Raw genomic sequence first — 24,480 nt, 5'->3', positions numbered from 1 at the left:
CAACCCACCGAACAACAAACGATCACGCAACAACCGCTAAACACCACTCCACAGGACTTGACCGAAGCATGCCGGACATGAACGATCGACTGCACGGCCGCTGGATGCACTCCTTCGAGGAGGACCATGAGGGGGTCGAGGTCTACCGGCCCTCCGGTCATCCCTTCCCGCCGGCCAGGGGACGCGCGGGTATCGAGTTCCACCCGGATGGGACCTTTGTCGACCTGCCGATCGGGCGTGGTGACGCGAACGAGGCCCGTCCCGGTCAATGGCACCAGGGGCCGCAGGGGCCGATCCACGTCCGCACGGCGTCGGGTGACCGACGGGTCCTGGAGGTGGTCCACCTGGAGCCCGGCCGACTCGAGGTCCGGCAGGGACAGGCGAGCGATGACGACACCGGCAAGGGGTGAGCCGGCTACGCCCGGGCCCCGGGCAGGGCGGACGGACCCGGTGAGCAGGATCGGGAAGCACCGGAGTCCTTTACCTGACACCGCTGAACCGGCTCCGGTCACCGCCGCCAACCCTAGTCATTCATGTTCATGGATTTGTCGGGTAGGGTCCTCGGTACCGCCCAAAGCTGCCGCCCGGCCCCCTGCGGGCTTTCGGCGGCGCCGAAGTCAGGAGGACCGGACCCCATGACACTCCCCCACCCCCACAGACCCCGACTCGCCACCCTCGGCCTGCTCCTGGCCTCGGCCATGGTCGCCGGCACGGCCGGCGGCCCGGCAGCCGCGGCACCGCCGTCGGGTGAGATCCTCCGAGCCGATGGCGCCACCGCAGTCGCCGGGAGCTACCTCGTCGTCTTCAAGGACAGCGCCGTCGGCGGCCCGGCCGGCACCCGGACCAGCGCCGTGACCGCCCTGGCCGACACCCTCGCCGACCGGTACGGCGCCACCGTCGGACACCGGTACGACCACGCGCTCAACGGCTTCGAGGCGCGCCTGCCCGAACGGGCCGCCCGGCGTCTCGCCGCCGATCCGGCGGTCGCCTACGTCGAGCAGAACCACACCGTGCAGGCCAACACCACCCAACTCAACCCGCCGTGGGGCCTGGACCGCATCGACCAGCAGGCCCTGCCCCTCAACGGCGCCTACAGCTTCGTCAGCACCGGCTTCGGGCCCACGACCTACATCATCGACACCGGAATCCGTACCACCCACACCGAGTTCGCCGGGCGTGCGGTGGGCGGGTACGACGCGGTCGACGGCGCACTGCCCGCCGACGACTGCAACGGCCACGGCACCCACGTATCCGGCATCGCCGGCGGTACGACGTACGGGGTGGCGAAGCGGGCACGGCTGGTGGCCGTACGGGTACTCAACTGCGCCGGCAGCGGCACCATCGCCGGGGTCATCGCCGGGGTGAACTGGGTGACCGCCCAGCACCAGCTCGGACAGCCGGCCGTGGCCAACATGAGCCTCGGGGGCAGTCTCAACACCTCGTTGAACACGGCCGTGGCGAACTCGATCCTGGACGGGGTGACCTACGTGCTCGCCGCCGGCAGCAGCGGCACGGACGCCTGCAACTCCTCACCCCAGTCGGTCGGTACCGCGATCAGGGTGGGCGCCACCACGAGCAGCGACACCCGTGCGCCCTTCTCCAACTGGGGCCCCTGCGTGGACATCTACGCCCCCGGTGTCAACATCCCGTCGGCCTGGTACACCAGCGACACCGCCGGCAACACCATCAGCGGTACGTCGATGGCCGCGCCGCACGTCGCCGGGGGCGCCGCCCGGGTACTGCAGAACAACCCCACCTGGACCCCGGCGCAGGTGAAGGCGTACCTGCTGGCGCAGGCGACCGTCGTGAACGGCCTGCGCCTGCTGTACATGGATCCGCTGACCTGACAATCCGGGCCCCACCGGGCCGCCCGGCCCGGTGGGTGTCGCGCCCGCCGGACAGCAGTACGAGGACACGGTGTTGGGGCTGTTGGACCGGCACGGTGGACCCGTGGCGCAGCGGTTGCGCAGTACGGGGTCGACGAGCGAGGTGCACGTGATCCGGTTCGACGCGGGCGATCGAGGTTCAACGCCTGTAGGGCGGTCAGACCCGGCTGGCCGGGCCGTTGCCATCATGGTCACGTAACCCTACGAGGAGGTAACCCGTGTCGCCAGGTACTCCCGCCGATCCGACCGTGGTGCATCCCATGCCCGGGCAGCCACGTGTGGTGCTGCTGAAGCCTCTGCTCACCTCTCCGCTGATCGAGGTCGGCGAGTACTCCTACTACGACGACCCGGATGATCCGACCGCTTTCGAGACCCGCAACGTGCTGTACCACTACGGGCCGGAGAAGCTGGTCATCGGGAAGTTCTGCGCACTGGGCCAGGGCACAAGGTTCATCATGAATGGCGCCAATCACCGGATGGACGGCCCTTCGACCTTCCCTTTCCCGATCATGGGCGGTTCCTGGGCCGAGCACTTCGATCTCATCACCGGCCTACCCGGACGGGGCGACACCGCGGTGGGCAATGACGTCTGGTTCGGGTACCAGGTCACGGTGATGCCCGGCGTCCGGATCGGCAACGGTGCGATCATCGCTGCCGGTTCCGTTGTCGTGGACGACGTCCCCGACTACGGCATCGTCGGCGGCAACCCGGCCAGGCTCATCCGCCACCGGTGCCGCGAGGAAGACATCGCCCGTCTGCTTGCCGTCGCCTGGTGGGACTGGCCGACTGAGCACATCACCGCGCACATCCGCACGATCATGTCCGGCAGCATCGACGACCTGGAAGCCTCAGCAGCCACCCGGCGGTAACGGCAGACGCAGGAACGCGTACACGCCGCGGGCGTTGTTCACGGCGGTGACGCTGACCAGTTCCCAGCCGAAGTAGTGGGCGAGATAGTCGACGGCAGTCATCAGCTCGGTGACACCGGTGCCGGTCAGCCCCGGGTGTGCCAGCACAGCGAGGTGTCGGTACGGGTACGTACGCAGGTCGACCTCGTTGCGGAGCACAGCCTCGGCGGAGATGACGCGGGTCTGGGCGAGCCGCTCGGGCGTCAATCGGGACATGCCCCGCACAATAGACAGGGGACGCACGAGGAAGCATCCCGGTGGGCCGGCGACCGTCGGACGGTGTAGATGTACTTGACACCGTTGACCTGGATCACGGCCGCCTACCGGTTGGCTGCCGCCATGGGTGTCGCCTCGGCGAGTGCCGTGCGTACCGCATCGGGTAGTGGCCGGTCCGGGTGGTCGATCCAGTGTTGGACACCGACCCGGACGACCGCCAGGAAGGTCGCCGCCAGGACCCGGGACCGCAGGGCGACGTCGGGGCCGGTGAGCCGGTTGGCGAGTTCGGCGACCAGTTCACGCTCGACGGCGGTGTACGCGGCGGCCTGGTGGGCGACCAGGCTGGGGTGGCCGCGCAGTTGCTGGCGCCGGGCGAGCCAGGACGGATCGACGTCGCCGTACATCTCTGCGGTGAGGCGTTCGGCGGCCCGGCTCAGCACGGTCCAGGGCACCTCGTCGGCCGGCTGTTCGCGGATGAGCTGCAGCATCCGGCGCAGCCGTACGGCGTCACCATGGAAGAGCGCCTCTTCCTTGCTGGAGAAGTAGTTCGAGAACGTCCTCCGGGAGACGTTGGCCGCGTCGGCGATCGCCTCGACGGTGACCCGGTCGAACCCCCGCTCGACGGCGAGTCGGAGGGCCGCCTCGTGCAGGGCGAGACGGGTTGCCGCCTTCTTACGCTCCCGCAACCCCGCGCTGTCTTCCACGGCTACAGGGTACGTGGCGGGTGACTCACTTCTCACTGGGAAAAGTTGCGCACTGGGCAAGATCCTGAGGATCCTTGCATGTGGCAACCATCGGCAGCGGAGGAGGCAGCAGTGCAGGCCAGCGTCACCAAACTCGGCCTACGGCTGCACGCCCTGATCAGGGGCGTACGACTGATCAAGCAGCGCCGGGTGAACGGGCGACCCGGCGTCCCGGCCGGCATGGTCGGCATGCTCCTGGCAATGGACGAACTACGCGCCGGCTGCCACGCCCGGGACCTCACTGACCGCACCGGCCTCGACCAGTCCACCGTCAGCCGCGCGGTGGCCTGGCTCGTCGCGCACTGGTGGAGCGGCGCACCGACCCCACCGACCGCCGCGCGGCCATCCTGGCGGTGACACCGGCCGGCCGGACCGCCCTGGCCGAGGCCTACGACTGGTACGGCGAGGTGCTCGGCCGGGCGCTGGCCGACTGGACCCCCGCCGAGGTCGCCGCGCTGGCCCGCGCCCTCGACCGGTTCACCCACGACGTCGAGAACACTCTCCGACAGCACAACGATCTGGAGGCGGCGCGATGAGCGCACCCACAACCACCACCGCGCCCCCCGGCGCACAGCCGATGACCCATCGGCAGACGCTGGAGGCGCTCAGCGGTCTGCTGCTGGTGCTCTTCGTCGCGATGCTCAGCGGCACGGTCGTCTCGATCGCCCTGCCGAACATCATCGGCGCACTGAACGGCTCACAGACGCAGTACACCTGGGTCGTCACCGCGACCCTGCTGACCGCCACCGCGACCACCCCGATCTGGGGCAAGCTGGCCGACCTGTTCAACAAGAAGGCCCTGGTGCAGATCGCCATCGTCGTCTTCCTGCTGGGCTCGGTGGTTGCCGGCCTGTCGCAGAGCGCCGAGCAGCTCATCGCCGCCCGCGCCTTCCAGGGCATCGGGGTCGGCGGCCTGCAGGCCCTCGTCCAGGTCGCCATCGCCGCGATGATCCCGCCGCGCGAGCGCGGCCGCTACAACGGCTACCTCGGCGCGGTCATGGCCGTCGCAACCGTCGGCGGCCCGCTGCTCGGCGGCCTCATCGTGGACACCTCCTGGCTCGGCTGGCGGTGGTGCTTCTTCGTCGGCGTCCCGGTCGCCGCCATCGCGCTGATCATCCTGCAGGCCACCCTGCACCTGCCCACCACGCGCCGCGACAACGTGAAGATCGACTACCTGGGCGCCCTGCTCATCGCCGCCGGCGTGAGCGTGCTGCTCATCTGGATCTCCTTCGTCGACAACTCGTTCGCCTGGCTCTCCTGGCAGACCGCCGCGATGGTCGGCGGCTCGGTGATCCTGCTCGCCCTGGCCACGTACGTCGAAGCGCGGGCCGCCGAGCCGGTGGTCCCGCTCGGCATCGTCCGCCAACACACCACCGCCCTCGCGATCCTCGGCAGTCTCGCCGTCGGCATGGCCATGTTCGGCGGTGCCGTCTTCCTCGGCCAGTACTTCCAGATCGGCCGTGGCTACAGCCCGACCGAGGCAGGTCTGCTCACCATCCCGATGATGGCCGGCGTCCTGGGCTCCTCGATCATCTCCGGGCGCATGATCACCCGCAGCGGCCGGATCAAGCCGTACATCGTCGTCGGCGCCGTCGTCCTGGTCATCGGCTTCGCCGTGCTCGGCACGATCGACCACGAGACCCCGCTGTGGTTCGTGGGTGCGGCAATGTTCCTCGTCGGCACGGGTGTCGGCATGACCATGCAGAACCTCGTCCTCGCCGTGCAGAACACCGTGTCACTCCGGGACATCGGCGCGGCCAGCTCCACGGTCGCGTTCTTCCGGTCCCTCGGCGGCACCATCGGCGTCTCCGTGCTCGGCGCCGTCCTCGCCCGCCGGGTCTCCGACCAGATCACCCGCGACCTCGCTGCCGCAGGTGTCCCCACCTCCGGCAGCGGCGGGGCGAGCAGCAGCCTCGACCTCAACGCCCTGCCCGATGCGGTACAGGACATCGTCCGGGTCGCCTACGGCGACGCCACCGGTCACATCTTCTTCATCTCCGCCGCCATCGCCGTCGTCGGCGTCATCGCCGCGCTCCTGCTGCGCCCGGTCACCCTGCGCTCCAGCCTCGATCTGCCCGGCACCGCCGGGCCGGGCACCGTGGACGCCGACCCGCGAGACGGCGACCCCGGCATCGAGGAGGCAGGCGTCGAGACCCGCCGCGCCGCAGCGCCGGCACGTCACTGAGCCGGTGTCGGGGCGGCCCGGTACCGGTCGCCCCGACACCAAGGATCGTGTACCGACCTGATGACGGCGGCGCACGCGAGCTGTTCAGGGCCGCCCTGCCAGACGTACAGAAAGAGCTCCCCCACCGGCTCGGTCACCCGTGTCCGGTCTCAGGACCGGCGTGCGGTGATCCGGCCGCCGACCGGCATCCGGGAATCGGTCGGACAGCGCGGTTCCCATCCACCCTGGTCGTCGTAGACATTGGCTGCGGGGATCGACGTCCCGCCGACCAAGGGGTGATCATGGTGAGAAAGAGATGGGCAGCGGTCGTCGTTGCCGCCATGGTGGTCGCTTCGCTGGTGCCCCCGGTGGGGCCGGCGGCTGCCGCGATGGATCCCGCCCGGACCGTCAGCAGCGATGGTCGAACCACCGACGTGTCGACCGACGACCGGGGCGGGAGCGCCGCGCCGTGGGCCGGCGCCACGGTTGGTGGATATTCCGCACCCGGGATCAGTGCGGTATTCGGTCCCGACGACCGGGTACCGGTCACTCCGACAACCGCGTTTCCGGCCAGCGCCACCGTCCTGCTGACCTTCACCGGTGGGCGGTGCAGCGGATTCATGATCAGCGAACGTACCGTGGCCACCGCTGGGCACTGCGTGCACACCGGTGCCGGTGGTACGTGGCGTACCAATGTCGTCGCCTACCCGGGTCACAATGGCACGACGGCTCCCTACGGCTCGTGCGCGGCGACCCGGCTGCTGGCCGTCGCCGGGTGGACCAGTTCGTCGAACCCGGACTACGACTACGGGGCTGTGCAGCTCAACTGCGGTATCGGGAACGCGACCGGCTGGTACAGCTTTGCCGCAACGACGCAGAGCGTGGTCGGCGCCTGCACGGTCAACCAGGGATACCCGGTGGACCGGCCCGGGCAGTGGAGCAGCAAGGACTACATCCGTGCCGAAGCAGCGAACACCATCTACTTCCAGCACGACGCCACCGCCGGGCAGGACGGCAGTCCGGTCTACTTCCAGCCCGATCCGGATGACTGGTGCCCGACGCGTCCCCCGCCGCTGTGCCCGTGCCCGCCGCCGTGCCCGTGCCAGATTCTGACGGTGGTGGGGATCCTGACCTCAGGACCGTACGGTGGTGGACCTGGCAGCAGCAACAACATCGGCACCCGGATCACCCAGTCTGTCTTCAACAATCTGATGACGTGGCGCTGAGCCGGACGGTCGCTCCCCGGGGCGGGTGGCAGTAGAGCCGCCCCGGGGAGCCTCCCCTCGGCAAGACTCCGCGTTCCGAGCCCCTGTTGAAAGCGATGATCAGCCCCGCCCAGTTGGCCAGACGCCCGGAGGAACGGCTCAGCCGGACAGCGGTTTGATGAAGGCGTCCTGCCCGACCAGCCGGCAACCCCGGGACCGTTTGGCCCGGTCCGCTCCGGTGGAGTAGTAGATCGCGCGGACCCCGAGCGAGTGAGCATGGTCGATCAGCCAGTAGAACAGCAGCCCGAAGTAGACCGGCAGGTCGCCCTTGACCGGGTAGTCGAAGCCGGCGGTCCGGGCGTGCAACTCGTCACGCCAACGGAAGAACAGCAGCGATCCGCAGCGCTGGCCGGACAGATCCGCGAAGGCCACCCGGGCCGGCCCGGGCAGGTGCTCGGCGATGGTCTCCCGTAGCCGGCGGGTGGCCTGCGGGTCGAACGCTCCGCCGTACCGGTCGGTCAGCGCCGTCTCGAACCGGGCCAGATCGTCCTGGACCTCGGCGGTGACCGGGTACACGGTGACGTTCATGCCGGCGTCGGCGAGCCGGCGGATCTCCCGCCGCACCATGATCCGGGTCTTCGAGCGGAGCCCGTCGAGGTAGCCGGCCAGCCCGGTGTCGGGTACGGCCAGCAGGGCCGCCGTGGCATGGCCGCGGATGCGGTACCCGCGCCCGGTGAGCACCTGCCGGGTCACCGCGTCGTCGGCGTCGACGTAGAGCATGCCCACCGAGCGCATCCCGCGTTCGACGGCGGCCCGCTCGGCGTGGGCCAGCAGCGCGTCGGTGAGCCGGGCCCGGGTGGCGGGATCCGCCCCAGCCGCGTTGATCCTGGTGTGTGCCGGATGGCGTCCGCCGCAGAACAGACTCGGCATCGGCTCGTCGGGCACCCCGGTGACGACGTCGGCGCGGCACAGCGGGAACGGTGAGGACGTCGCCACCGGGTAGCACGCCAGGGTGGCGGTCGCCGGACCGTGGACGCCGGTCTCCTCGGCCACCAGATGGACCGGCGCCAGGTCGGCGGTCGCCTCGGCGACGGTCAGCCAGGGTGAGGCGCCGTAGAAGCCGCCAGGCTCCACTGTGGCGTCCCACCGGGGCAGGTCGAGGTCCGCCACCCGGCTGGTCTGTGTCACGGTCACGGTCACGGTCACGGTCACGGTTGCGTCCCCTCGCTGCCGGGCTGGTGCTGTCCCGCCCGGCCCGCTTTACTCGGCTGATGCGGTTACCGGGATCGATTGTCGAGCGCGTGGTGGGTGACCAGATCCCCGGCCCGTTGCGCCCCATCCTCACGTCTATTCTGGTGAACTTCACCGCGCTGGGTCTGTTCGGCATCTTCTTCGGGCCGTGGCTCACCACCGAACTGCACGCCTCGGCCGGTACGGCGGCGTTGGCGTACCTGGTGGCCGGGATCGGTGGGGTCACCGGTGGCTACCTCGGCGGCCGGGCCAGTGACCGGTTCGGGCCCCGTCCGGTGATCGCGGCGGGTGCCACCGTGCAGACCGTAGCCTGCCTGGCGCTGCTCATCCCGGGTCTCGGCGTGCCGGCAGCCGCCACGCTGCTGGTCGTGGTCACCTTCGCCCAGCCGGTACGTGGGGTGGCCCAGCGGGCCGCCCTGGTCCGGGCCGCCGCCGTCGACCGCCGGGAGGCGGCGTTCGCCGGGTACCGGCTGGTGGTCAACCTCGGCGCGCTGGCCGGTCCGCTGGCCGGTGCGGTGCTGTTGCAGGCGGACTGGTGGGCGCTGCACCTGGGCCTGGCGGTGCTCTTCGGCTGCTCGCTGCTGCTGGGTGTCCGGGTCGACCCGGGCCGGCCCGTCGTCGACGGGTCGGCCCGCCCGGCCGGCGGCGGTGCGGCGTTGCGGGACCTGCGGCTGTGGGTGGTCCTGTTCGCCACGACCGCCGCCTGGACGGTGATGTACACCTATGAGCTGGTCCTGCCGATCGTGCTGACCCAGTCGCACGGCATCTCCCCCGCCACGTGGGGTCTGCTCTACGGGCTGGGGCCGGCCATGGTGGTGCTGTTGCAGATGCGGGTCACCCGCTGGTTGGCGCCGGTACCGGCGGTCGTCCGGCTGGTCGCGGGAGTGGTCCTGATGGGAGCGGCGTTCCTGGTGCTGCTCGGCACGGTGGACGTCACCGCGCTGCTGGTGCTCATTCTGCTGTTCATGCTGGGCGACCTCGTGTGGGGACCGGCGAGTGAGGACGTGGCGGTGGCGATCGCACCGGCCGGTCGGCAGGGCACCTACCTGGGGGTGGTCACCGCCAGCATCTGGCTCGGCGGGGCGCTGGCCCCCGGGATCGGGCTGCCGGTGCGGGAACGGTACGGCGAGAGCGTGCTGTGGATCGGGGTGGCCGTGCTGGCCGCCGTCGCCGGGGTGGCCTACGCGACGATCGGGCGCCGTACCCGGGCGTCGCAGATCTCCTCGTAGATCCGGACCGCCCGGTCGTAGGCCGGGCGGAGCCGGGCCGGCACGGGTACGGGCGGGCGGGTCGCCGGCGGGATGATGCTGGTGCTGCTCTCCAGGGTCGCATGCCACTTGGCCTGCGACTCCTGCTCGTCGGGTGACCAGGGTCGGATCCGCCCGTCGTTCCAGTGCAGCATGCGCGGGTCGAACGCCAGGCCCACCCGGTCGCAGTACTCGCCAAGGACGGCTGCCGGCCGGCTGCGGAACGTGTCGCCCTCCACCACGACCGGGGACTGGCCCAGCGCGTGCACCCGCCGCCACAGCCGGCCCAGCGCGAGAAACCCGAACTCCTCCTCGGTGAAGTCCGGTTTGAGCGGGCTCAACGAGGCCAGCACGGTGGCCGGGTGCCGGAGGATGAAGGTGTTGGTGATGCCGGCCAGGTAGTCGTCGGACAGGTAGGGCTCGGCCTGGAAGGCCAGGTCCTTGACGAACACCACCGGGCCGTCGTTGCCGTCGATCTGCGCCACCGCCCACCGGCCGTCCCGGTCGGCCTTGTGCGGCTGCTCGCCGTACCGGTCGGAGCGGCGGGCCCGGCCGAAGTAGTAGCAGTCGGTGAAGGGCTCGTGCACCACCGTGGTGTCCGACCGGTTGGCGAAGGTCTTCTCGAAGGCGGTGGAGACCGAACGGGGCGCGGCCCAGACCGCGATGGTGCGGCGTGGTGCTACGGACGGCGGCATCAGACGGGCTCCTGGGTGTGGGTGGCCGGGGTGACGGCGAACTGGAAGATGTCCTCGTACCGCTCGCCCCGCCAGCAGAGCGTGCCCTGCCCGTCGGAGACCGACACCACGGGCACGCGGGGGCGGTTGAAGCTGGTCGCCCGGGTGACGCTGTACGCACCGGCGTCGTGCACCACGACCACGTCCCCGGTCCGCACGTCACCGGGGAGCCGGATGTCGAGGGAGAACACGTCGCCCTCGTAGCACAGCGGCCCGCCGAGCATCACCGACTCGTCCGGGGTACCGTCGCGCAGCAGTTCGAACCGGTGCCGTTCGGCGACCCCGGCGGTGGGCAGCAGGTTCAGTCCCCCGTCGAGGAGCACCCAGGTGCCCTGCCCGGTCCGTTTCACGCCCACGACCCGGGTCACCAGGACCATGGCGTCGGAGACCAGCGCCCGGCCGGGTTCGCATTCCACCCGCAGGGTGGTCAGGTCGTGCTCCCGCAGCAGGTCGGCCAGGCCGGCGCCGAACGCGGTGACGGAGAACGGTTCCGGGGCGGGTTCCTCCCGGGCGGCGGTGACCTCGCTCAGCCCGGCGACGGCTCCCTTGATGCGCTGGATGCCCGGCACCCCGAACCCACCGCCGATGTTGAGCCGTTCGATCGGGGCCCGTCGGCGGGTACGGGCCACCCAGGACACCAGCGAGTCCATCGCGGCCAGCAGCGCGTCGGCCCGGGTGATCTGCGAGCCGAGGTGACAGTGCACACCGGTCAGTCGTAGTTCGGGACGGGCCAGGATCTCATCGACCATCCGGTCGGCGTCGCCGGTGGCGATGGGCCAACCGAACTTCGACGGTGTGCGCCGGATCGGGCGTGCCCCGGCCGGCGGATAGTCCGCCCCGGGTGGGTACCGGTCGGCGGGCGGGTACACGTCCTCGGGCGGGAAGACCCGCAATCCGACCGGTACAGTCACCCCCCGCTCGGCGGCGAGCTGGCTCAGGATCGCGATCTCATCCTCGCCGTCGATGTTGACGAAGACACCGTGGTCCACCGCGTCACGCAGCTCCGTGGCGGTCTTCACCGGCCCGTTGAACACGATCCGGTCCACCGGGAAACCGGCGTCGAGCGCGGCCCGCAGCTCGTACCCGGACACCACGTCCACCCCGGTGCCGGCGGCGCGCAGCGTCGCGGTCACCGCCGGCAGGTAGTTGGTCTTCAGCGAAAAGAGGATCCGGGCCGGGGCGAGGGCTCCGGCCAGCCGCTCGACGTTGGCGCGCAGCCGGGCCGGTGACAGTACGTAGACCGGGCTGCCCCAGGTCTCGGCCACCTGCCGCAGTGACGCCCGGCTGAACGCATCCTGCCCGGCCGTCATCAGGACACGCCCTGCGGCACCGCTGCCGCACCGTCACCGGCCAGGGCGGCCCGTTCGAACTCCTCGCCGTACTTGCGGTTGGCCCACTCGTTGAAGGCGACGATCCACAGGTCACGGTGGCCCTGCGTGCCGTCGGCGGCGACGATGTCGGTGGCGTTGTGCCACATCGCACCGTCGGCGTAGACCAGGGCCTGGTTCGGTTGCAGGGTCACCCGGAAGAACGGTTCACCTCCGCCGACCGGCATCAGCTCGTTCTCGCCGCCGGTGATGTTGTGGCGGCCGAAGACGGCGAGCATGCCGTACTGGTGGCCGTCGCGGTGCGGCCCCTCCGGCACGGAGACACCGGCGATCTCCGGGTTGGTCACCACCCGGCACTGGTGCACGTTGAGCTGCCAGTCGAGGCTACGGTCCAGGTCGAGCGCCTGCGCACCCACGATGATCTGCGGGCTCGGGTCGATCCGCAGTGGCTCGAAGTGCCGCTGCACGCCACCGACGAGGCCGTTGACCCGGCGGGGTTGCAGGAACGGCCGGTGGGGCAGCAGCGCCATCCGCCAGGAGTCGGCCGCGTGGTCGAACGACAACCGGTACTGCGAGAAACGCCGGTAGCGCTGCCGGCTTCCGGTGTACGGGTCGAAGGGCAACTGTTCGAACTCGGCGAGGACCTCCGGTGCCGGTGCGGGGATATCGATGACGCGGTACGTGCCTTCCGCTGGTTGTGCCATTGGAGCAGCTCTCCGTTCGTCGATCCGTCAGCGGTCGTTCTCCACCTGGAGGGAGATCTGGTTGGCGGCCGTGTCCACCCGGCGGGCCGCCTCGGCGGCGGTCTCCGCGGTGGCCACGACATGGCCGTAGAGCTGGTGGTTACTGGTGGGTGCGCCCACCACGGTGCCGGGCGCGACACGTACCTCGACATCCGTGACACCCGGCACCCGCCGGGCGAGCGCGAGACCGTGCACGGCGGTGACCCGGCCGGCGGCGGGTGGCATCAGATAGCGGGCCGCAGCGCCCCGGCGGCGGGTCGGGGTGAGCTGCGGCTTCTCCCCGAGGTGCATCCGTACCACCTCGCGTAGCACCGGCACCCCGAGGGCCGCCTCGACCTGGGTGGCGATCTCGGCGCCGCCGAGCCGGGCGTTGACCTCGATGACCCGGGGGCCGTCGGCGGTCATCTTGACCTCGGTGTGCGCGGCACCGAAATCGTGGCCGATGGCGCGCAGCGCGGCGGTGGCGGTGTCCGCCAGTGCGGTGACGACCGGCTCCGGCAGCAGGGACGGGAAGGTGTCGCCCACCTCGGCGAAGTACGGGTGCGGGCCGAGCAGCTTGTCGGTCACCCCGAGTACGGTGATCACGCCGTCGAGGGTCACCGTCTCCACACTGACCTCGTACCCCAGGGTGTATTCCTCGATCAGCGCGCCGGGCGGACGGCGCTGGCCGCGCGCGTCGTACGGCTCGGCGGCGATCACCGCGTGGTGCGCCACGACATCCTCGACGGTGTGGCACAGCCGCACGCCGGTACTCGCCGACTCGGTCATCGGCTTCACCACGCAGGGCAGCCCGAGGTCGGCGGCGGCGGCGCGCGCGTCGGCGGGAGTGACCGCGTGCACGAAGCGCGGGCAGGGCACCCCGGCGGCGGTGAACACCTGCCGGCTGAGCAGCTTGTTGCGGGCCCGAAGGGCGGCGTCCGGATCGAGCCCGGGCAGGCCCAGCTTCCGGGCCGCCGCGGCGACGACCGGCAGGTTGTAGTCGCAGTTCGTGTAGATCCCGCGCAGCCGGCGGCCCCGGGTCACCGACTCGACGGTGGCGAGCAGGCCCTCGGTGTCACCGGTGGCTCCGGTCGCCGCCTCCACCCCGGCAGCGGCCGTGACGGCGGCGAAGGTGGGCAGGTCGGTGTAGCGGTCCGGCGTGTCGGTCACGAAGACGACCTCGTTACCGAGGTCTGCGGCGACCGTGACCGGACGTAGGCCCGAGGTGGAGTGTTGTGCCTCCACGACCACGATAACGTCGGCAACAGTCACATCGTCCCCCGGATGCGATGTCGGTACGCCCCGGACCATCCGGCCCGGCACCTGGCCCACCGTAGCATCAACGAATGTCATTGTGGTGTCCCCACCGTCACGGACCGTCGCCCCGGGTACGGAGCCGCTCAGGTGTCGTAGGAGCCGTCCCAGGGCGGATCGAAACCCAGTTCGTCGGGGAGGAACTCCGCGTGCTCCGCCCCGCCGTAGAGTTCGGACCCGTCGACCAGCCCGAAGACGTGCCCGTCGACCTCGACCTGGAACAACCCGATGGCGATGTCGTCGAAGACACGGCCGGACAGCGCATCGAGCCACCGGGCAAGGCAGGTCTCCGCCCGGGCGACGGAGGTGTTCTCGTCCTCACTGTCACCGGCGAACCAGATCTGCGAACCGGTGTGGGCACCGTCGGGGCCGAACCGGTGCAGCACCGCGTACCACCGCTTGTACCGGTACCAGTCGGCGCTGCCGCCGCGACCCTCGTCAAGGGTCGCCGCCACCGAGCCGAAGAACTGCCCGCCGTCGTAGCGGCCGATCCAGCGGGTGTGGTAGTCGGGCTCGTACATGATGGGCACACGGTCGGGGATCGCCATGGGCAGGAACGCTAGCGCTGCCCTCGGACACGCCCACCACCCGCTGGTCGACGACCGCCAGGCCTCCGACTCGCCGCCTGTCGAGTTGCACCGTCTGTGCCAGCGCTGGAGGGCCGGGCTGTCCCGCCGGGACGACAGTGGCCGCCCGTCTCTGACCTGGTCAGCCTCGACCGCTCGGCGATCCACTCGTTTCCCTGGTAGTCGCGGTGTCAGCCGCGCCCGGATGGCCCGATTTCCTGAGAACGGAGTGGATCGGGGAGTCGGGCGTCCCGGACCAGGCGAAGACGGGCGTCCCGCACACAGGAACAATGGGGTCGTGACCGAAGAACAACGTCTTCCCGGCGGGAACACCGGCGGAGCCGTGCGGATCGGTGACACCGTCCGCCGTATCCCTGGCCGCTGGACCCCCTCGGTGCATGCACTGCTGCGGCACCTGGCGGCCGTCGATTTCCCTGGCGCTCCACGGGCGCTCGGCTTCGACGAGCAGGGGCGGGAGGTGCTCTCGTTCCTGGCGGGCGAGGTGGTCGGGACCGCACGGCCGTGGCCCGCCTGGGTCCACAGCGACGATGCGCTGCGCCAGGTCGCCCGCTGGCTCCGCGACCTGCACACCGCCACGGCGGGCTTCGTTCCCCCTCCGGATGCGGTCTGGCGGGAGGGAGGGATCTGGCGGCCCGGCATGGTGGTCGGCCACAACGACGCGGCTCCCTACAACGCGGTATGGGCGGACGGACGACTCGTCGGCTTCTTCGACTGGGACTTCGCCGCCCCGGTCACCCCGGAGTGGGATCTGGCCTTCACCGCCTTCGCCTGGGTGCCGCTGCACGCACGCCACGTCGTGGCAGCGGAAGGCTTCACCGCGTTCGGCGACCGACCCCGACGACTACGTCTGTTCCTGGACACCTACGGCTGGAACGGTCCGACCGGGCAGTTCATCGAGATCGTCCGCCAACGCGTCACCGCGTCGGCCGACGGTATCCGGCGCGTCGCGGCAGCAGGCGATCCGGCCTACCGGAGCCTGGTCGAGCACGGCATCGACGCGGCGCTGGAGACCGCCGTGGACGAACTGGCCGACTTCCCGACCGGGTAGACCGGCACCGGCACCGGGCACGGCCAGCCGGCCGCCGTAACGCGACCGGTACGGGCCGGGTCAGGCCAGCAGGGCCGCGACCGCGTCGAAGGCCTGCTCGACCGCCTGTCGGGACTCGACGGTGGGGTCGAGCATGTCGAACCCGTGCCGGCCGTTCGGCACGTCGATGATCGTCAAGGGCGACCGGGCGGTCCGCGCGGCTGCGACGAACGCCTCGACGGTCCTGGCAATCTGCTCATGTTCGAGCCCGACCCGCGTCAGCACCATCGGCAGGGCGCCCGCCCCGGCGACCGCTTCGACGGGTGTGAACCTCGCGTCGACGGTCGGGTCCAACGGACCGAGTACGGGATAGGTGGCCGCGACGCAGCGCAGCCAGTCCGGCGGGGTGCGCAGCCAGTCGGCCAGCAACGGGCCACCGCCGGAGAAGAACCAGATGGCGATCCGATCGGCCGCCACCCGGGGATCCGTCCGTGCCGTCTCCACCGCTGCGGCGACATCGGCGGCGGCCAACGGGTAGGAGGCCGGGTCGTGCAGCCGGTGATCGACCGTCACGCCGACCAGACCACGGTCAGCCGCGAGGGAGCCGTACCCCTGGTACACCGGCCAGTCCCGTGGTGTGGGACGCAGCTCGGCGGGAACCGGGCCACCGTGCACGAAGACGACCGCTGGCCGAGGCTCCGGGGCGTCCGGCAGGTACAGGTCCAGGGTGCCGTGACGCTCCGGGGTGACCGGTGCGACCGGCAGCACGAACGGGTTCAGGTATACGGGAACTGCCATCGGAGCAGCCTACGTAACCCACCGCAATCAGGCGACCCCGCCAGGTGGCCGACACCATCGACCCGCACCTGCTGGCGGGTGGGCATGGGCCAGGTTCCGGACCCGAGGATCAGGCGCGAGTGTCAGGCCCGGGCCGCCGCGCCGGCGCCACGCCGGCTTCGCGGAGTGCCCTACGCAGCAGGATGAGGCTGGCGACGAGCACGATGGTCAGGACGCGGGCGGTCCATGCCCAGGCAGGGGAGTCGACGTCGTCGTTGAGGCCGAGCAGCACGGCGATCACCCCGGCTCCGCGGAAGCTGTCGGAGGTGCTCAGTACGGCAGCGGTCGGCATGGCCAGCGTCGAGACCATCAGGCCCGCGGCGGACAACCGGCCGGGCAGGCCCACCTCGCGGGGCAGCTTCTGGAACATGTACACCGCATAGCCGGCCATGCACAGGAGCAGCGCAACGACGGGGCCACCCAGCACGCCGGCGATGACCGACCCGAACATGATCACCGCAGCTTCGACGTCCAGCAGGTGCAGCGGCAGCGCCACGGCGAGCTGTGCCACACCGACAGCGGCGACGAGGCCCATGTTGATCGCTGCTCGCGCGAGCCGGGTACCCGGGTCGGATGCGCCCGGTCCCGACCGGGCCGCCCACAGGGCGCCGACGACGCTGACGGCAAGCAGCGGCATCGGCCAGAGGATCATCATGTCGGTCGCGACGTTCGTCTCGGGCAGGACGGCGACGACCACGGTCATCGCGAGCGCCAGCACCGTCTGCAACCCGATCGCCCCGCGCAGCACCGGCCCCCGCCAGTTGCCGTGGATGTCGCTTCCGAAGTCCCGGAGGCTCGGCCGGGTCCGGCGCGCGGCGCCGCCGGTAGGTGCGTTCTTGCGGGAGGTCATCCCGCAATTCTGCGCAGCAGGCGTCCAGCCGCGCAGAGCGCACCAGATGGTGGCGGAGAAATCGGTCGACACGGCGTACACCCGTCACGATCGTGGACGGCATGCAGCAGAAGATCTGGGACGCCGACACCGCCCAGCGGTATGACACCCCGGGTACCGGCATGTTCGCGCCCGAGGTCGTGGGGCCGACCGTGGACCGCCTGGCCGGGCTCGCCGGCGGCGGCCGGGCGCTGGAGTTCGCCATCGGAACCGGCCGGGTCGCCGTCCCGCTCGCCGCGCGTGGGGTACCCGTCACCGGCATCGAACTGTCCCCTGCCATGATCGACAAACTGCGGACGAAGGCGGACGAGGCGGCGATCCCGGTGATCGTCGGCGACATGGCGAGCCCCGCCGCTCCCGGCGAATACACGCTCGTGTACCTCGTCTACAACACGATCGCCAATCTGCTCACCCAGGCCGAGCAGGTGGCGTGCTTCCGTAACGCCGCGCGGCACCTCACCCCCGGCGGACGGTTCGTCATCGAACTCTGGGTACCGGAGCTACGGAAGCTCCCACCCGGTCAGGAGGCCACCGTCTGGCACTGCGAGCCCGGCTACATCGGCCTGGACACCTACGACGTACTGCACCAGCACGTCGTGTCGCACCACTTCCGGTTCGACGACAGCCGACAGGCGCAGCTGTTCCGCACCCCGCACCGCTACATCTGGCCGGCAGAGCTCGACCTCATGGCCCAGCTCGCCGGGTTCGAACTGGAGGCCAGGCACGCCGACTGGGCGGGAGCCGAGTTCACCGCCGAATCGCGGTCCCACGTGTCGGTCTACCGCATCCCCTGCGGACAGTAGCTCTCACCGGACATCGCAGGGCCGGCCGCTGCCGGCGCCGCGCACCTGCCAGGTCGTCGGGGTCGAGGCGCCGCAGGTCGGAACAGGGGCGTACCGGCGGCACCCGCACTGTCTAGAGTGGACGCCGACACCGGGCTCCGCCCGGGCGGCACCGAAAATTCTCGACCGTACGCGGAACCATTCCGCGCACCGTCGCGACCTGTACGCCGGAAGGGTCGGCACGGTGCCGGACCCGATCGAGTGGGGCCGGCACGGTCACGGCCACAGATCGCACACGAGGAGACATCACATGCACCGTCGGGAGTTCCTGGGCAGGGCAGGCGCCATCGGTACCGGTGCCGCCGTCGCCGCAACCACGTTCGGCACCGGCGCACCGGCCCGTGCCGCCACCACGCCGAGGTCGGCGGAGCACCCGCTGCGGGTGCAGATCGTCATGTTCGACGGGGTGGAAGAGCAGGACTTCGCCGGCCCGTACGAGGTCTTCTCCCTCGCCGGAGGGCTCACCGCTGGAGCGGTACGCACCAGCTACGTCACCGCCGATCGTCCCCGCTCGATCGTTGCGGCCTTCGGCACCACGGTCAAGGTCACGAACGGCTGGGCACCACACGATGCCGACCTGATCGTCGTACCCGGTGGTGGCTTCAAACGGCGGGACAGCCCGGGAATCTGGCCGGAGATCGACAAGGGGGTCCTGCCCCGCGCCCTCGCCGCAGCCGCACGTCCGGGACTGACGATCGCGTCGCTGTGCACCGGGGCGATCCTGCTGGCCGCCGCCGGTCTGACCACCGGCCGGCCGTGCACCACGCACACCGGCGCGAAGGCCGAACTGACCGCCCGGGGCGGCCTGGTCAAGAACGCCCGCGTCGTCGACGACGGCGACCTGGTCACCGCCGCCGGCATCACCTCCGGTCTCGACCTCGCGCTGCACCTGATCAAGCGGGAGATCGGGTCCGACGTCGCGGTGAAGGCCGAGGAGGTACTCGAATACCAGGCCCGGGGCACCGTCTGGACGTCCTGACCCTCGACACCACGGGTCGCCGCGCGGTGTACGCGACAGCCGGCGACCCGTACCAGGAGGGGCTGCCCGCGTCCGGTCGTTTCGGGCCGGCGCCGGTCATGCCGACCGGGTGGTGTGCTCCGTCGTGGTCTCCTGGTCGCCGGTCCCGGAGCCGGCCCCGCCCCGTCGGCTGGTCCGCAGTGCCCACCGCCAGGCGCTGGCCAGCCCGGGGGTCGGCGCATGCGGTGCGGGGGTGTCGGTCCGGGTCCAGCGCAGTGCCCGATGACGGACCGGGGCGAGCAGCAGCAGTTCCAGCAGCACGGCCACCCCGATCGCGATGAGACACCAGGCGAAGACCTGCGCGGTGTCCAGGTTGGCGCGGGCCAGCCCGATCCGGCTGCCGACGCCGTCGCCCGCCGCGAGCAGCTCGGCCATCACCACGCCACGGAACGCGGCGGCTGCGGCGACGGTGGCTGCGGCGATGACCGGGCTGACGACGGCGGGCGCGACGATGTACCTGAGCCTCCGCCAGGCGGGAACGCCGAAGGCCCGGGCCATTTCCAGCCAGGCGGGTTCGACCGCGCGGACACCGGCTGCCGTGGCGTGGGCGATCGCCGGAGCGGTCAGGATGACAACGACGAGTACCGCGACCGTTCCGGACACGCCGAGCCAGATCGACACGATGACCACCAGCCCGACGGGGGGCACACCGAGCAGGGTGACCCGCAACGGCGCGAGGAGGGCGGCGAGCGAGTCGGAGGCGCCGACCAGCACACCCCAGACCAGAGTCCGACGCCGATCGCCGCAGCGAGGCCCAGGAGGGTACGCCAGCCGGTGGTCGCCAGGCTGGGCCAGAGGTTGCCCGTGGCTGCCATGGTTCGCAGGGCGGCTGCGGTCTCCGAGGGTGAGGGAAGCAGCAGTTCCGGTCTGGTGGCGGCCAGGGCGGACCAGCCGGCGAGAAGCGCCAGGACACCGATCCCGACGAGACCGATCCTACGCCCCATAGAAGTCATCGGACGGAAGTCCGCCACCAATGGCATCGGGATTGCTGGCGAGGTAGACCTTGAGTAGTTCTTCGATGTCGGTCCGGGCGGAGCCGGCGGTCCGGAACTCGGGGTCGAGTCGGGCCAGGGCGGCTGCGATCACGGGTTCCGGAGCCTGCAGGGTGACCACCATCCTGGACGCGGCCTCGTTGGGCGCCTGCCGGACCTGACCGACGGACCCGGTGATCTTCTCCTGCAGCACCCGGACCAGGCCGGGCCGTTCCCGGGCCAGAGCACCCCGGATCACCACCGCGGTCTGGACGAGCGCGCTGCCCTTGCCGCGCTGCCATTCCTGCTGTAGGTCCAGCAGGGCCTGCGTGGGATGTCCCGCCGCAGTCGCCGTCCGTACGGCGAGACTGGCCATATGCTCCGGCAGCACGGCGTACTCGAACTGGCCGGCGGCCAGGCCGCTGGTCAGTTCGGGGAGCTGGCTGTGGTAGGCCAGCCTGACGTCGCGGTCGGCGGTGAGCCCGTTCTGGGCCAGCAGGTACCGCGTCATGGTGTCGGCGGCGTCGCCGCGGAACGGCAGGTGCACGGTCTTGCCGCGTAGTCCCTGCCAGGTGGTGGGGGCACCGGCCGGGCCGAGCAGGTGCAGCAGTCTCGCGTCCACCACGCCGAGCAGCGTCAGGTCGGCGTCACGGTTGGCGAGGTTGGCCGCCACAGTGGTCGGCATCGTGGCGATGTCAACCGTGCCGGCGGCGAAGGCGGCGCGGATCTGGTCCGGTGTGGCGAGCTGCTGGAAGCTGACCCGCCGGATGACACCCGGGATGGACGGTGCGGCCCGCAACTCCATGACGGTGGCCTCCGCGACCACTCCGGTCGCGACACCGACCCGCAGGTCAGCAAGCTCCCCGGCACTTCCGGTCGGCTCCGGGGACGAACAGCCGGTGAGGGCGGAAACCAGGCCGAGGACGGACAGGAGGATCCAAAGAGGACCCCGGACGGAGCGCGTTTGCAGTTTCACGCGCCCTGTATACACTCCACCATTAGGTTTGCCTACCCTTATGAGGGACGGATGGTTCTCGCTGATTTGGTCGACGTCACGGTGACGGTTGGTCGGCGACCGGTACTGCGCCACGTCACGTTCAGTCTCCGACGAGGATCCGTGACGTCCCTCACCGGCCCGTCCGGTACGGGCAAGACCAGTCTGCTGGCCACAGTGGCCGGTCTGCGGCGACCGGCGGCGGGAGTTGTCCGACGGTTCGCCCGACGGCAGGCAGTGGTGTTCCAGGAGCCCCGCCTGCTTCCGTGGTGCACGATCGGCACCAATGTGTCCCTCGTCGCCCGCCGGACCGCCGCCGAGATCGCCGCAGTCCTCGACGAGGTCGGTCTCGACGGCACGGCGGACCGGTTTCCCCACCAACTGTCCGGAGGGATGCGGCAACGGGCAGCCCTGGCCCGGGCGCTGGCCGCTGAGCCGGACCTGTTGATCCTCGACGAGCCGTTCAGTGCCCTCGACCAGGCCGGCCGTAGCCAGTTGCAGGAGCTTGTCATGCAACGTGTCGGTGCCTGCGGTACCGCCGTGCTGTGGGTGACGCACGACCACGCCGAGGCCCGGATGGCCGAGCATCACCTCCGACTGGAGAAGGAAGCCGACGGCTCCGTGGTGCTGCGCGACGACTACGCGTCGCACGCCGAGGGCAGCCTGGGCGAGGCCCGGTGACCTCGTCCGGAGCGGGCGCCCTGCCGTCATCTGCTCGTACCGACGACTGGACCGGCGCCGCAGCACACTCGTGGGTGCGGATGACCGCCTGGACGAACCTCGCGTTCGCTCCGTTCGACGCACATCTACTCGCCGCCGCTGACTGCCGGGACGGCCACCGGGTCCTGGACGTGGGCTGCGGCAGCGGCGCGACCACCCTCGCGGTGGCCGGGCAGGTCGGCCGCTCGGGGCAGGTGGTGGCGGTCGATGTCGCCGCTGCGATGTGCACCGCCGCCGAGGCCGCCGCGGAGGCGGGCGGGTTGTCACAGGTCAGCGTGATGAACGCCGACGCCGCCACGGCCACCTTCGGCCCGGCGCCCTTCGACCGGGTCGTGTCGCGGTTCGGCACCATGTTCTTCGCCGATCCAGCGGCAGCCTTCGGTCACATCCGCTCGGCCATGGCATCGGACGCCACCCTCACGTTCGTCAGCTTCGGCGCCCGTACGGCAAACCCGTGGATCGATCTGCCGGTCTCCGTGCTCGCCCGGCACCTACCCGCGGGGAGGAATGTCGGCCCCGACCCGATGGCGTTCTCGCTGTCCGACCCCGATCGCATCTCGGCGATCCTGACCGACGCCGGATTCACCGACGTGCGGACCACCCGGCTGAGCGCCGACGTCACGTTGGGCGGCGGTGCAGGTCCCGAGGCCGCCGCCCAGCACCTGTTGGGCATGGAGTTCCCCGCCCGGGTCCTCCGGCTCGTTGACAGCGCGTACCGCGCGGACGCCGTCGCCGACCTCGAACGCGAACTGGGCCGACACGCGGGCACCGCAGGGGTCAGCCTGCCCGCCCAGGCTCTGCTGACCAGCGCCCGACCGGGGCGTCGGCAGGACCGACCCGCCTGACACCGCCCGACATCCCGGACAGGTTGACCACCGGCCACGGTAGGCGAGCCATCGACGACCCACAGCACGTCGGCGTCACGGTGACAGCTGCTTCTCGAACCAGTGGTGGGCGTAGTGCTCGGTGTTGTACGGCGCGATTTCGCGGTAGCCGGTCGAGCGGTACATGGCGATCGCCTCGGTAAGGTTGCGGTTGGTGTCCAGCCGGACGGCGGTCCAGCCCCGCTCGGCGGCGTACCGCTCCAGCTCGTGGAGGATCCGCCGGCCGATGCCGAGCCCGCGTACCGTGTCCGACACCCAGACCCGCTTGATCTCGGCGGGCGCGTCCGGGTGCAGCTTGACCGCACCGCAGCCGACCGGCTCGCTGTTGAGGGTGGCCAGGAGGAACACCCCGGCGGGCGGGACGAGGTCGTCGTCGCGGACCGGTCTGCTCCGCGCCGGGTCGAACCCGTCGTCGAAGCGCCGCGCGACATCGCGGGCGTAGGCCCGGACACACGCCCTCGCCCGCGGATCGGCCGGCGGGCACGGCTCGACGGCCACCATCGAGGCCATGAGTAGCCGCTCGACCTCCGCCATCGCCGCGACCAGCCGGCCGCGACGGGAGGCACTCAACGGCGCGAGGATCGACCAGGCGAACTCGTCGGAGCGCTTGTCCAGCTCCGCCCACTCGGCCCGGCCGGCATCGGTGAGAGCGGCGGTCCGGACCCGCCCGTCACCGCCGGCCTGGCCGGACGGTCCGACGGTGACGAGCCCGTCGGTCTCCAGGGTGCGCAGCAGTCGGCTGAGGTACCCCGAGTCCAGCCCGAGCCGCGCCCGCAACGCCGCCACCTCGGCGCCGTCGGGGCCGATCTCCCACAGCAGACGTGCCTGCGCGAGTGGACGTCCACGGGCCATGTACCCGTCGTCGAGCGCCCCCACCCGTTGGGTGACCGTCCGGTTGAACCGCCGCACCGCGGCAATCAGCTCCACGTCCATATACCTGACTTTAGTCAGGCATGCTGGGTGGGGACCAGCCGGGGGGTGACACGCCGCACGACCACCGGCCGACAGGGTGCCGGGCCACCGGTGGTGGCCCGGCACCTCTTCCGGGTGCCAGAGGTCTTCGTGCGGCCCACCGCAGATGTCCATGCACGGGTCCGAACGGGAGACGTTGTGCAGCGAGCGTGACGGGTACGCCCGGAGCGCCCGAGGAGGACGGCATCGACTGCCACCGGCCCGCCGCCCACATGTTCACGGACCGCCAGACATCCACGCATGGAAAACCGCCATCGACTACGTTCGGCTTCCGGAAAAGGGACCAGGGCGAACACGGATGCGTCGTCCCCACGACGCTCGTCAACGAGTACGACAAGGAGGTCCGGCACATGCGCCATCAGCAGTTCCGCAGCACCATCGGGTCGATCGGCAGCCGCCTGGCGATGGTACTGGCGCTCGCGCTCGCCACGGCGGGCGTCGCGGTCGGTGTCGGTGCCCCTGCGCAGGCGGCCACCACCACTGTCTGCGCCAATCTCGGCGTACCGGCCGGCTGGGTGGTGACCCACGCCCAGATGGCCCCGGCCGGTTGCGGCTACTTCACCAAGTACACGATCACCACCGACCTCTACAACGGCATGTCCATCTGCTCGATCACCGCGGTACCCACCGGCTGGGTGGCCACCCACGCACAGGTGCTACCGGACTGCGCCAACAACAACCGGCTGACCATCACCAGCAACCTGTACAACGGCATGATGGTCTGCGCGGTCGCCCCGCTGCCCACCGGCTGGGTCGCGACCTACGCCCAGGACGTGCCGAGCTGCTCCAGCAACAACCGACTGACCATCACGTCGAACCTCTACGACGGCATGACCGTCTGCTCGGTCTGGGGCGTCCCGACCGGCTGGATCATCACCCAGACCCAGACGTACCAGCCGAGCTGCTGGTACACCAACCGCAGCACCATCCGCCGGGGCTGAGCTGCGCTTCTAAAATTGTGACTGGTCAGGTGGTCGCTGCGCCGGTGGGTAGCCAGGGACAGCCGGCGACGAGTTCGGTG

27 protein-coding genes are annotated in these 24,480 nt (G+C 70.9%); 14 read left to right on the top strand and 13 right to left on the bottom strand.

What is annotated here, in order from left to right; translation table 11 throughout:
- Positions 1–77 precede the first annotated feature (77 nt).
- The 3 genes from V6U90_RS28410 (at position 78) to V6U90_RS28400 (ending at position 2,755) form a co-directional block, all read left to right on the top strand.
- Positions 78–410, top strand: a complete 333-nt coding sequence (locus V6U90_RS28410) for a hypothetical protein (RefSeq protein WP_334443085.1) — start codon at positions 78–80, stop codon at positions 408–410.
- Between the two features lie 225 nt (positions 411–635).
- Positions 636–1,847 carry a S8 family peptidase gene (locus V6U90_RS28405; RefSeq protein WP_334443082.1) on the top strand — a complete coding sequence of 404 codons (1,212 nt, stop codon included), beginning with the start codon at positions 636–638 and terminating at the stop codon, positions 1,845–1,847.
- Between the two features lie 299 nt (positions 1,848–2,146).
- Complete coding sequence (locus V6U90_RS28400) at positions 2,147–2,755, top strand: CatB-related O-acetyltransferase (RefSeq protein WP_334443088.1); 609 nt, start codon at positions 2,147–2,149, stop codon at positions 2,753–2,755.
- Here V6U90_RS28400 and V6U90_RS28395 read toward each other — a convergent pair.
- Entirely contained in the window at positions 2,735–3,010 is a 276-nt protein-coding gene (locus tag V6U90_RS28395) for a hypothetical protein (RefSeq protein WP_334443080.1), read from the bottom strand. The genes V6U90_RS28400 and V6U90_RS28395 overlap by 21 nt on opposite strands.
- Positions 3,011–3,114: 104 nt before the next feature.
- A complete protein-coding gene (locus V6U90_RS28390; protein ID WP_334443078.1) occupies positions 3,115–3,714 on the bottom strand; it encodes a TetR family transcriptional regulator in 600 nt (199 codons plus the stop codon).
- 78 nt (positions 3,715–3,792) lie between these two features.
- Between V6U90_RS28390 and V6U90_RS28385 the strand changes: the two genes are divergently transcribed.
- From V6U90_RS28385 to V6U90_RS28370, 4 genes are all read left to right on the top strand, one after another.
- Positions 3,793–4,110 (top strand): hypothetical protein, encoded by a 318-nt coding sequence (locus tag V6U90_RS28385; protein ID WP_334443076.1) that lies wholly within the window; start codon positions 3,793–3,795, stop codon positions 4,108–4,110.
- Positions 4,107–4,289: a hypothetical protein gene (locus V6U90_RS28380; protein ID WP_334443073.1), complete on the top strand. Its 183-nt coding sequence runs from the start codon at positions 4,107–4,109 to the stop codon at positions 4,287–4,289. Before V6U90_RS28385 ends, V6U90_RS28380 begins: the two co-directional genes overlap by 4 nt.
- A complete protein-coding gene (locus V6U90_RS28375; protein WP_334443070.1) occupies positions 4,286–5,938 on the top strand; it encodes an MDR family MFS transporter in 1,653 nt (550 codons plus the stop codon). The genes V6U90_RS28380 and V6U90_RS28375 overlap by 4 nt, the downstream gene beginning before the upstream one ends.
- Positions 5,939–6,219: 281 nt before the next feature.
- Positions 6,220–7,143, top strand: coding sequence for a trypsin-like serine peptidase (locus V6U90_RS28370; protein ID WP_334443068.1), 924 nt, complete (start codon positions 6,220–6,222; stop codon positions 7,141–7,143).
- Positions 7,144–7,281: 138 nt separating this feature from the next.
- On the opposite strand, the gene V6U90_RS28365 is transcribed toward V6U90_RS28370, so the two are convergent.
- A complete protein-coding gene (locus tag V6U90_RS28365; protein WP_334443065.1) occupies positions 7,282–8,334 on the bottom strand; it encodes a GNAT family N-acetyltransferase in 1,053 nt (350 codons plus the stop codon).
- A gap of 59 nt (positions 8,335–8,393) precedes the next feature.
- Here V6U90_RS28365 and V6U90_RS28360 point away from each other — a divergent pair, with 59 nt between their 5' ends.
- Entirely contained in the window at positions 8,394–9,602 is a 1,209-nt protein-coding gene (locus V6U90_RS28360; RefSeq protein WP_334443062.1) for an MFS transporter, read from the top strand.
- Here V6U90_RS28360 and V6U90_RS28355 read toward each other — a convergent pair.
- Genes V6U90_RS28355 through V6U90_RS28335 form a run of 5 tightly spaced genes read right to left on the bottom strand, consistent with a single transcriptional unit; the run spans position 9,554 to position 14,266 of the window.
- Positions 9,554–10,315, bottom strand: coding sequence for a hypothetical protein (locus V6U90_RS28355; protein WP_334443058.1), 762 nt, complete (start codon positions 10,313–10,315; stop codon positions 9,554–9,556). The two genes, V6U90_RS28360 and V6U90_RS28355, sit on opposite strands and share 49 nt — an antisense overlap.
- Positions 10,315–11,664 carry a diaminopimelate decarboxylase family protein gene (locus V6U90_RS28350; RefSeq protein WP_334443056.1) on the bottom strand — a complete coding sequence of 450 codons (1,350 nt, stop codon included), beginning with the start codon at positions 11,662–11,664 and terminating at the stop codon, positions 10,315–10,317. Before V6U90_RS28350 ends, V6U90_RS28355 begins: the two co-directional genes overlap by 1 nt.
- Positions 11,664–12,386 carry a 2OG-Fe dioxygenase family protein gene (locus V6U90_RS28345; RefSeq protein ID WP_334443054.1) on the bottom strand — a complete coding sequence of 241 codons (723 nt, stop codon included), beginning with the start codon at positions 12,384–12,386 and terminating at the stop codon, positions 11,664–11,666. The genes V6U90_RS28350 and V6U90_RS28345 overlap by 1 nt, the downstream gene beginning before the upstream one ends.
- 27 nt (positions 12,387–12,413) lie before the next feature.
- Entirely contained in the window at positions 12,414–13,757 is a 1,344-nt protein-coding gene (locus tag V6U90_RS28340; RefSeq protein ID WP_334443052.1) for an ATP-grasp domain-containing protein, read from the bottom strand.
- A 47-nt stretch (positions 13,758–13,804) separates the two neighbouring features.
- A complete protein-coding gene (locus V6U90_RS28335; protein ID WP_334443049.1) occupies positions 13,805–14,266 on the bottom strand; it encodes a hypothetical protein in 462 nt (153 codons plus the stop codon).
- 316 nt (positions 14,267–14,582) lie between these two features.
- Between V6U90_RS28335 and V6U90_RS28330 the strand changes: the two genes are divergently transcribed.
- Entirely contained in the window at positions 14,583–15,353 is a 771-nt protein-coding gene (locus tag V6U90_RS28330; RefSeq protein ID WP_334443046.1) for a phosphotransferase, read from the top strand.
- 60 nt (positions 15,354–15,413) lie between these two features.
- Here V6U90_RS28330 and V6U90_RS28325 read toward each other — a convergent pair whose 3' ends face one another.
- Together V6U90_RS28325 and V6U90_RS28320 are read right to left on the bottom strand one after the other, a co-directional pair.
- On the bottom strand, positions 15,414–16,130 hold the full coding sequence (locus V6U90_RS28325; RefSeq protein ID WP_334443043.1) for an alpha/beta hydrolase: 717 nt from the start codon (positions 16,128–16,130) through the stop codon (positions 15,414–15,416).
- A 109-nt stretch (positions 16,131–16,239) separates the two neighbouring features.
- Entirely contained in the window at positions 16,240–17,019 is a 780-nt protein-coding gene (locus V6U90_RS28320; RefSeq protein WP_334443041.1) for a hypothetical protein, read from the bottom strand.
- Positions 17,020–17,120: 101 nt separating this feature from the next.
- Here V6U90_RS28320 and V6U90_RS28315 point away from each other — a divergent pair, with 101 nt between their 5' ends.
- Together V6U90_RS28315 and V6U90_RS28310 are read left to right on the top strand one after the other, a co-directional pair.
- Positions 17,121–17,861 carry a class I SAM-dependent methyltransferase gene (locus V6U90_RS28315; RefSeq protein WP_334443039.1) on the top strand — a complete coding sequence of 247 codons (741 nt, stop codon included), beginning with the start codon at positions 17,121–17,123 and terminating at the stop codon, positions 17,859–17,861.
- A gap of 289 nt (positions 17,862–18,150) precedes the next feature.
- Complete coding sequence (locus V6U90_RS28310) at positions 18,151–18,879, top strand: DJ-1/PfpI family protein (RefSeq protein ID WP_334443036.1); 729 nt, start codon at positions 18,151–18,153, stop codon at positions 18,877–18,879.
- Between the two features lie 96 nt (positions 18,880–18,975).
- Here the strand turns inward: V6U90_RS28310 and V6U90_RS28305 are convergent, their stop codons facing one another.
- The gene (locus V6U90_RS28305) at positions 18,976–19,632 is read right to left on the bottom strand and encodes an ABC transporter permease (protein ID WP_334443033.1); all 657 of its coding nucleotides are present in this window, start codon (positions 19,630–19,632) and stop codon (positions 18,976–18,978) included.
- A 219-nt stretch (positions 19,633–19,851) separates the two neighbouring features.
- Positions 19,852–20,865: an ABC transporter substrate-binding protein gene (locus V6U90_RS28300; RefSeq protein WP_334443031.1), complete on the bottom strand. Its 1,014-nt coding sequence runs from the start codon at positions 20,863–20,865 to the stop codon at positions 19,852–19,854.
- A gap of 51 nt (positions 20,866–20,916) precedes the next feature.
- Between V6U90_RS28300 and V6U90_RS28295 the strand changes: the two genes are divergently transcribed.
- The gene (locus V6U90_RS28295) at positions 20,917–21,564 is read left to right on the top strand and encodes an ATP-binding cassette domain-containing protein (RefSeq protein ID WP_334443029.1); all 648 of its coding nucleotides are present in this window, start codon (positions 20,917–20,919) and stop codon (positions 21,562–21,564) included.
- 80 nt (positions 21,565–21,644) lie between these two features.
- Positions 21,645–22,448, top strand: coding sequence for a class I SAM-dependent methyltransferase (locus tag V6U90_RS28290; protein ID WP_334443027.1), 804 nt, complete (start codon positions 21,645–21,647; stop codon positions 22,446–22,448).
- Between the two features lie 75 nt (positions 22,449–22,523).
- On the opposite strand, the gene V6U90_RS28285 is transcribed toward V6U90_RS28290, so the two are convergent.
- Positions 22,524–23,420, bottom strand: coding sequence for a helix-turn-helix domain-containing GNAT family N-acetyltransferase (locus V6U90_RS28285; protein ID WP_334443025.1), 897 nt, complete (start codon positions 23,418–23,420; stop codon positions 22,524–22,526).
- 389 nt (positions 23,421–23,809) lie between these two features.
- Here V6U90_RS28285 and V6U90_RS28280 point away from each other — a divergent pair, with 389 nt between their 5' ends.
- Positions 23,810–24,400, top strand: a complete 591-nt coding sequence (locus V6U90_RS28280) for a hypothetical protein (protein ID WP_334443023.1) — start codon at positions 23,810–23,812, stop codon at positions 24,398–24,400.
- Positions 24,401–24,480: the final 80 nt, after the last annotated feature.

Origin of the sequence: Micromonospora sp. CPCC 206060, from assembly GCF_036906895.1 — a bacterium.
Lineage (GTDB): Bacteria > Actinomycetota > Actinomycetes > Mycobacteriales > Micromonosporaceae > Micromonospora.
Note: the sequence above shows the minus strand (reverse complement) of the source record. Positions and strands in the feature narration are given on the sequence as shown.

Excerpts from the sequence above, each read along its gene's own strand:
- V6U90_RS28405 (WP_334443082.1), top strand. The coding sequence starts at position 636 with ATGACACTCCCCCACCCCCACAGACCCCGACTCGCCACCCTCGGCCTG.
- V6U90_RS28370 (WP_334443068.1), top strand. The coding sequence starts at position 6,220 with ATGGTGAGAAAGAGATGGGCAGCGGTCGTCGTTGCCGCCATGGTGGTC.
- V6U90_RS28350 (WP_334443056.1), bottom strand. The coding sequence starts at position 11,664 with ATGACGGCCGGGCAGGATGCGTTCAGCCGGGCGTCACTGCGGCAGGTG.
- V6U90_RS28400 (WP_334443088.1), top strand. The coding sequence starts at position 2,147 with ATGCCCGGGCAGCCACGTGTGGTGCTGCTGAAGCCTCTGCTCACCTCT.
- V6U90_RS28280 (WP_334443023.1), top strand. The coding sequence starts at position 23,810 with ATGCGCCATCAGCAGTTCCGCAGCACCATCGGGTCGATCGGCAGCCGC.
- V6U90_RS28340 (WP_334443052.1), bottom strand. The coding sequence starts at position 13,757 with ATGACATTCGTTGATGCTACGGTGGGCCAGGTGCCGGGCCGGATGGTC.
- V6U90_RS28315 (WP_334443039.1), top strand. The coding sequence starts at position 17,121 with ATGCAGCAGAAGATCTGGGACGCCGACACCGCCCAGCGGTATGACACC.
- V6U90_RS28345 (WP_334443054.1), bottom strand. The coding sequence starts at position 12,386 with ATGGCACAACCAGCGGAAGGCACGTACCGCGTCATCGATATCCCCGCA.
- V6U90_RS28395 (WP_334443080.1), bottom strand. The coding sequence starts at position 3,010 with ATGTCCCGATTGACGCCCGAGCGGCTCGCCCAGACCCGCGTCATCTCC.
- V6U90_RS28360 (WP_334443062.1), top strand. The coding sequence starts at position 8,394 with ATGCGGTTACCGGGATCGATTGTCGAGCGCGTGGTGGGTGACCAGATC.
- V6U90_RS28310 (WP_334443036.1), top strand. The coding sequence starts at position 18,151 with ATGCACCGTCGGGAGTTCCTGGGCAGGGCAGGCGCCATCGGTACCGGT.
- V6U90_RS28410 (WP_334443085.1), top strand. The coding sequence starts at position 78 with ATGAACGATCGACTGCACGGCCGCTGGATGCACTCCTTCGAGGAGGAC.
- V6U90_RS28325 (WP_334443043.1), bottom strand. The coding sequence starts at position 16,130 with ATGGCAGTTCCCGTATACCTGAACCCGTTCGTGCTGCCGGTCGCACCG.
- V6U90_RS28285 (WP_334443025.1), bottom strand. The coding sequence starts at position 23,420 with ATGGACGTGGAGCTGATTGCCGCGGTGCGGCGGTTCAACCGGACGGTC.
- V6U90_RS28320 (WP_334443041.1), bottom strand. The coding sequence starts at position 17,019 with ATGACCTCCCGCAAGAACGCACCTACCGGCGGCGCCGCGCGCCGGACC.
- V6U90_RS28375 (WP_334443070.1), top strand. The coding sequence starts at position 4,286 with ATGAGCGCACCCACAACCACCACCGCGCCCCCCGGCGCACAGCCGATG.
- V6U90_RS28385 (WP_334443076.1), top strand. The coding sequence starts at position 3,793 with ATGTGGCAACCATCGGCAGCGGAGGAGGCAGCAGTGCAGGCCAGCGTC.
- V6U90_RS28355 (WP_334443058.1), bottom strand. The coding sequence starts at position 10,315 with ATGCCGCCGTCCGTAGCACCACGCCGCACCATCGCGGTCTGGGCCGCG.
- V6U90_RS28295 (WP_334443029.1), top strand. The coding sequence starts at position 20,917 with ATGGTTCTCGCTGATTTGGTCGACGTCACGGTGACGGTTGGTCGGCGA.
- V6U90_RS28290 (WP_334443027.1), top strand. The coding sequence starts at position 21,645 with ATGACCGCCTGGACGAACCTCGCGTTCGCTCCGTTCGACGCACATCTA.
- V6U90_RS28335 (WP_334443049.1), bottom strand. The coding sequence starts at position 14,266 with ATGGCGATCCCCGACCGTGTGCCCATCATGTACGAGCCCGACTACCAC.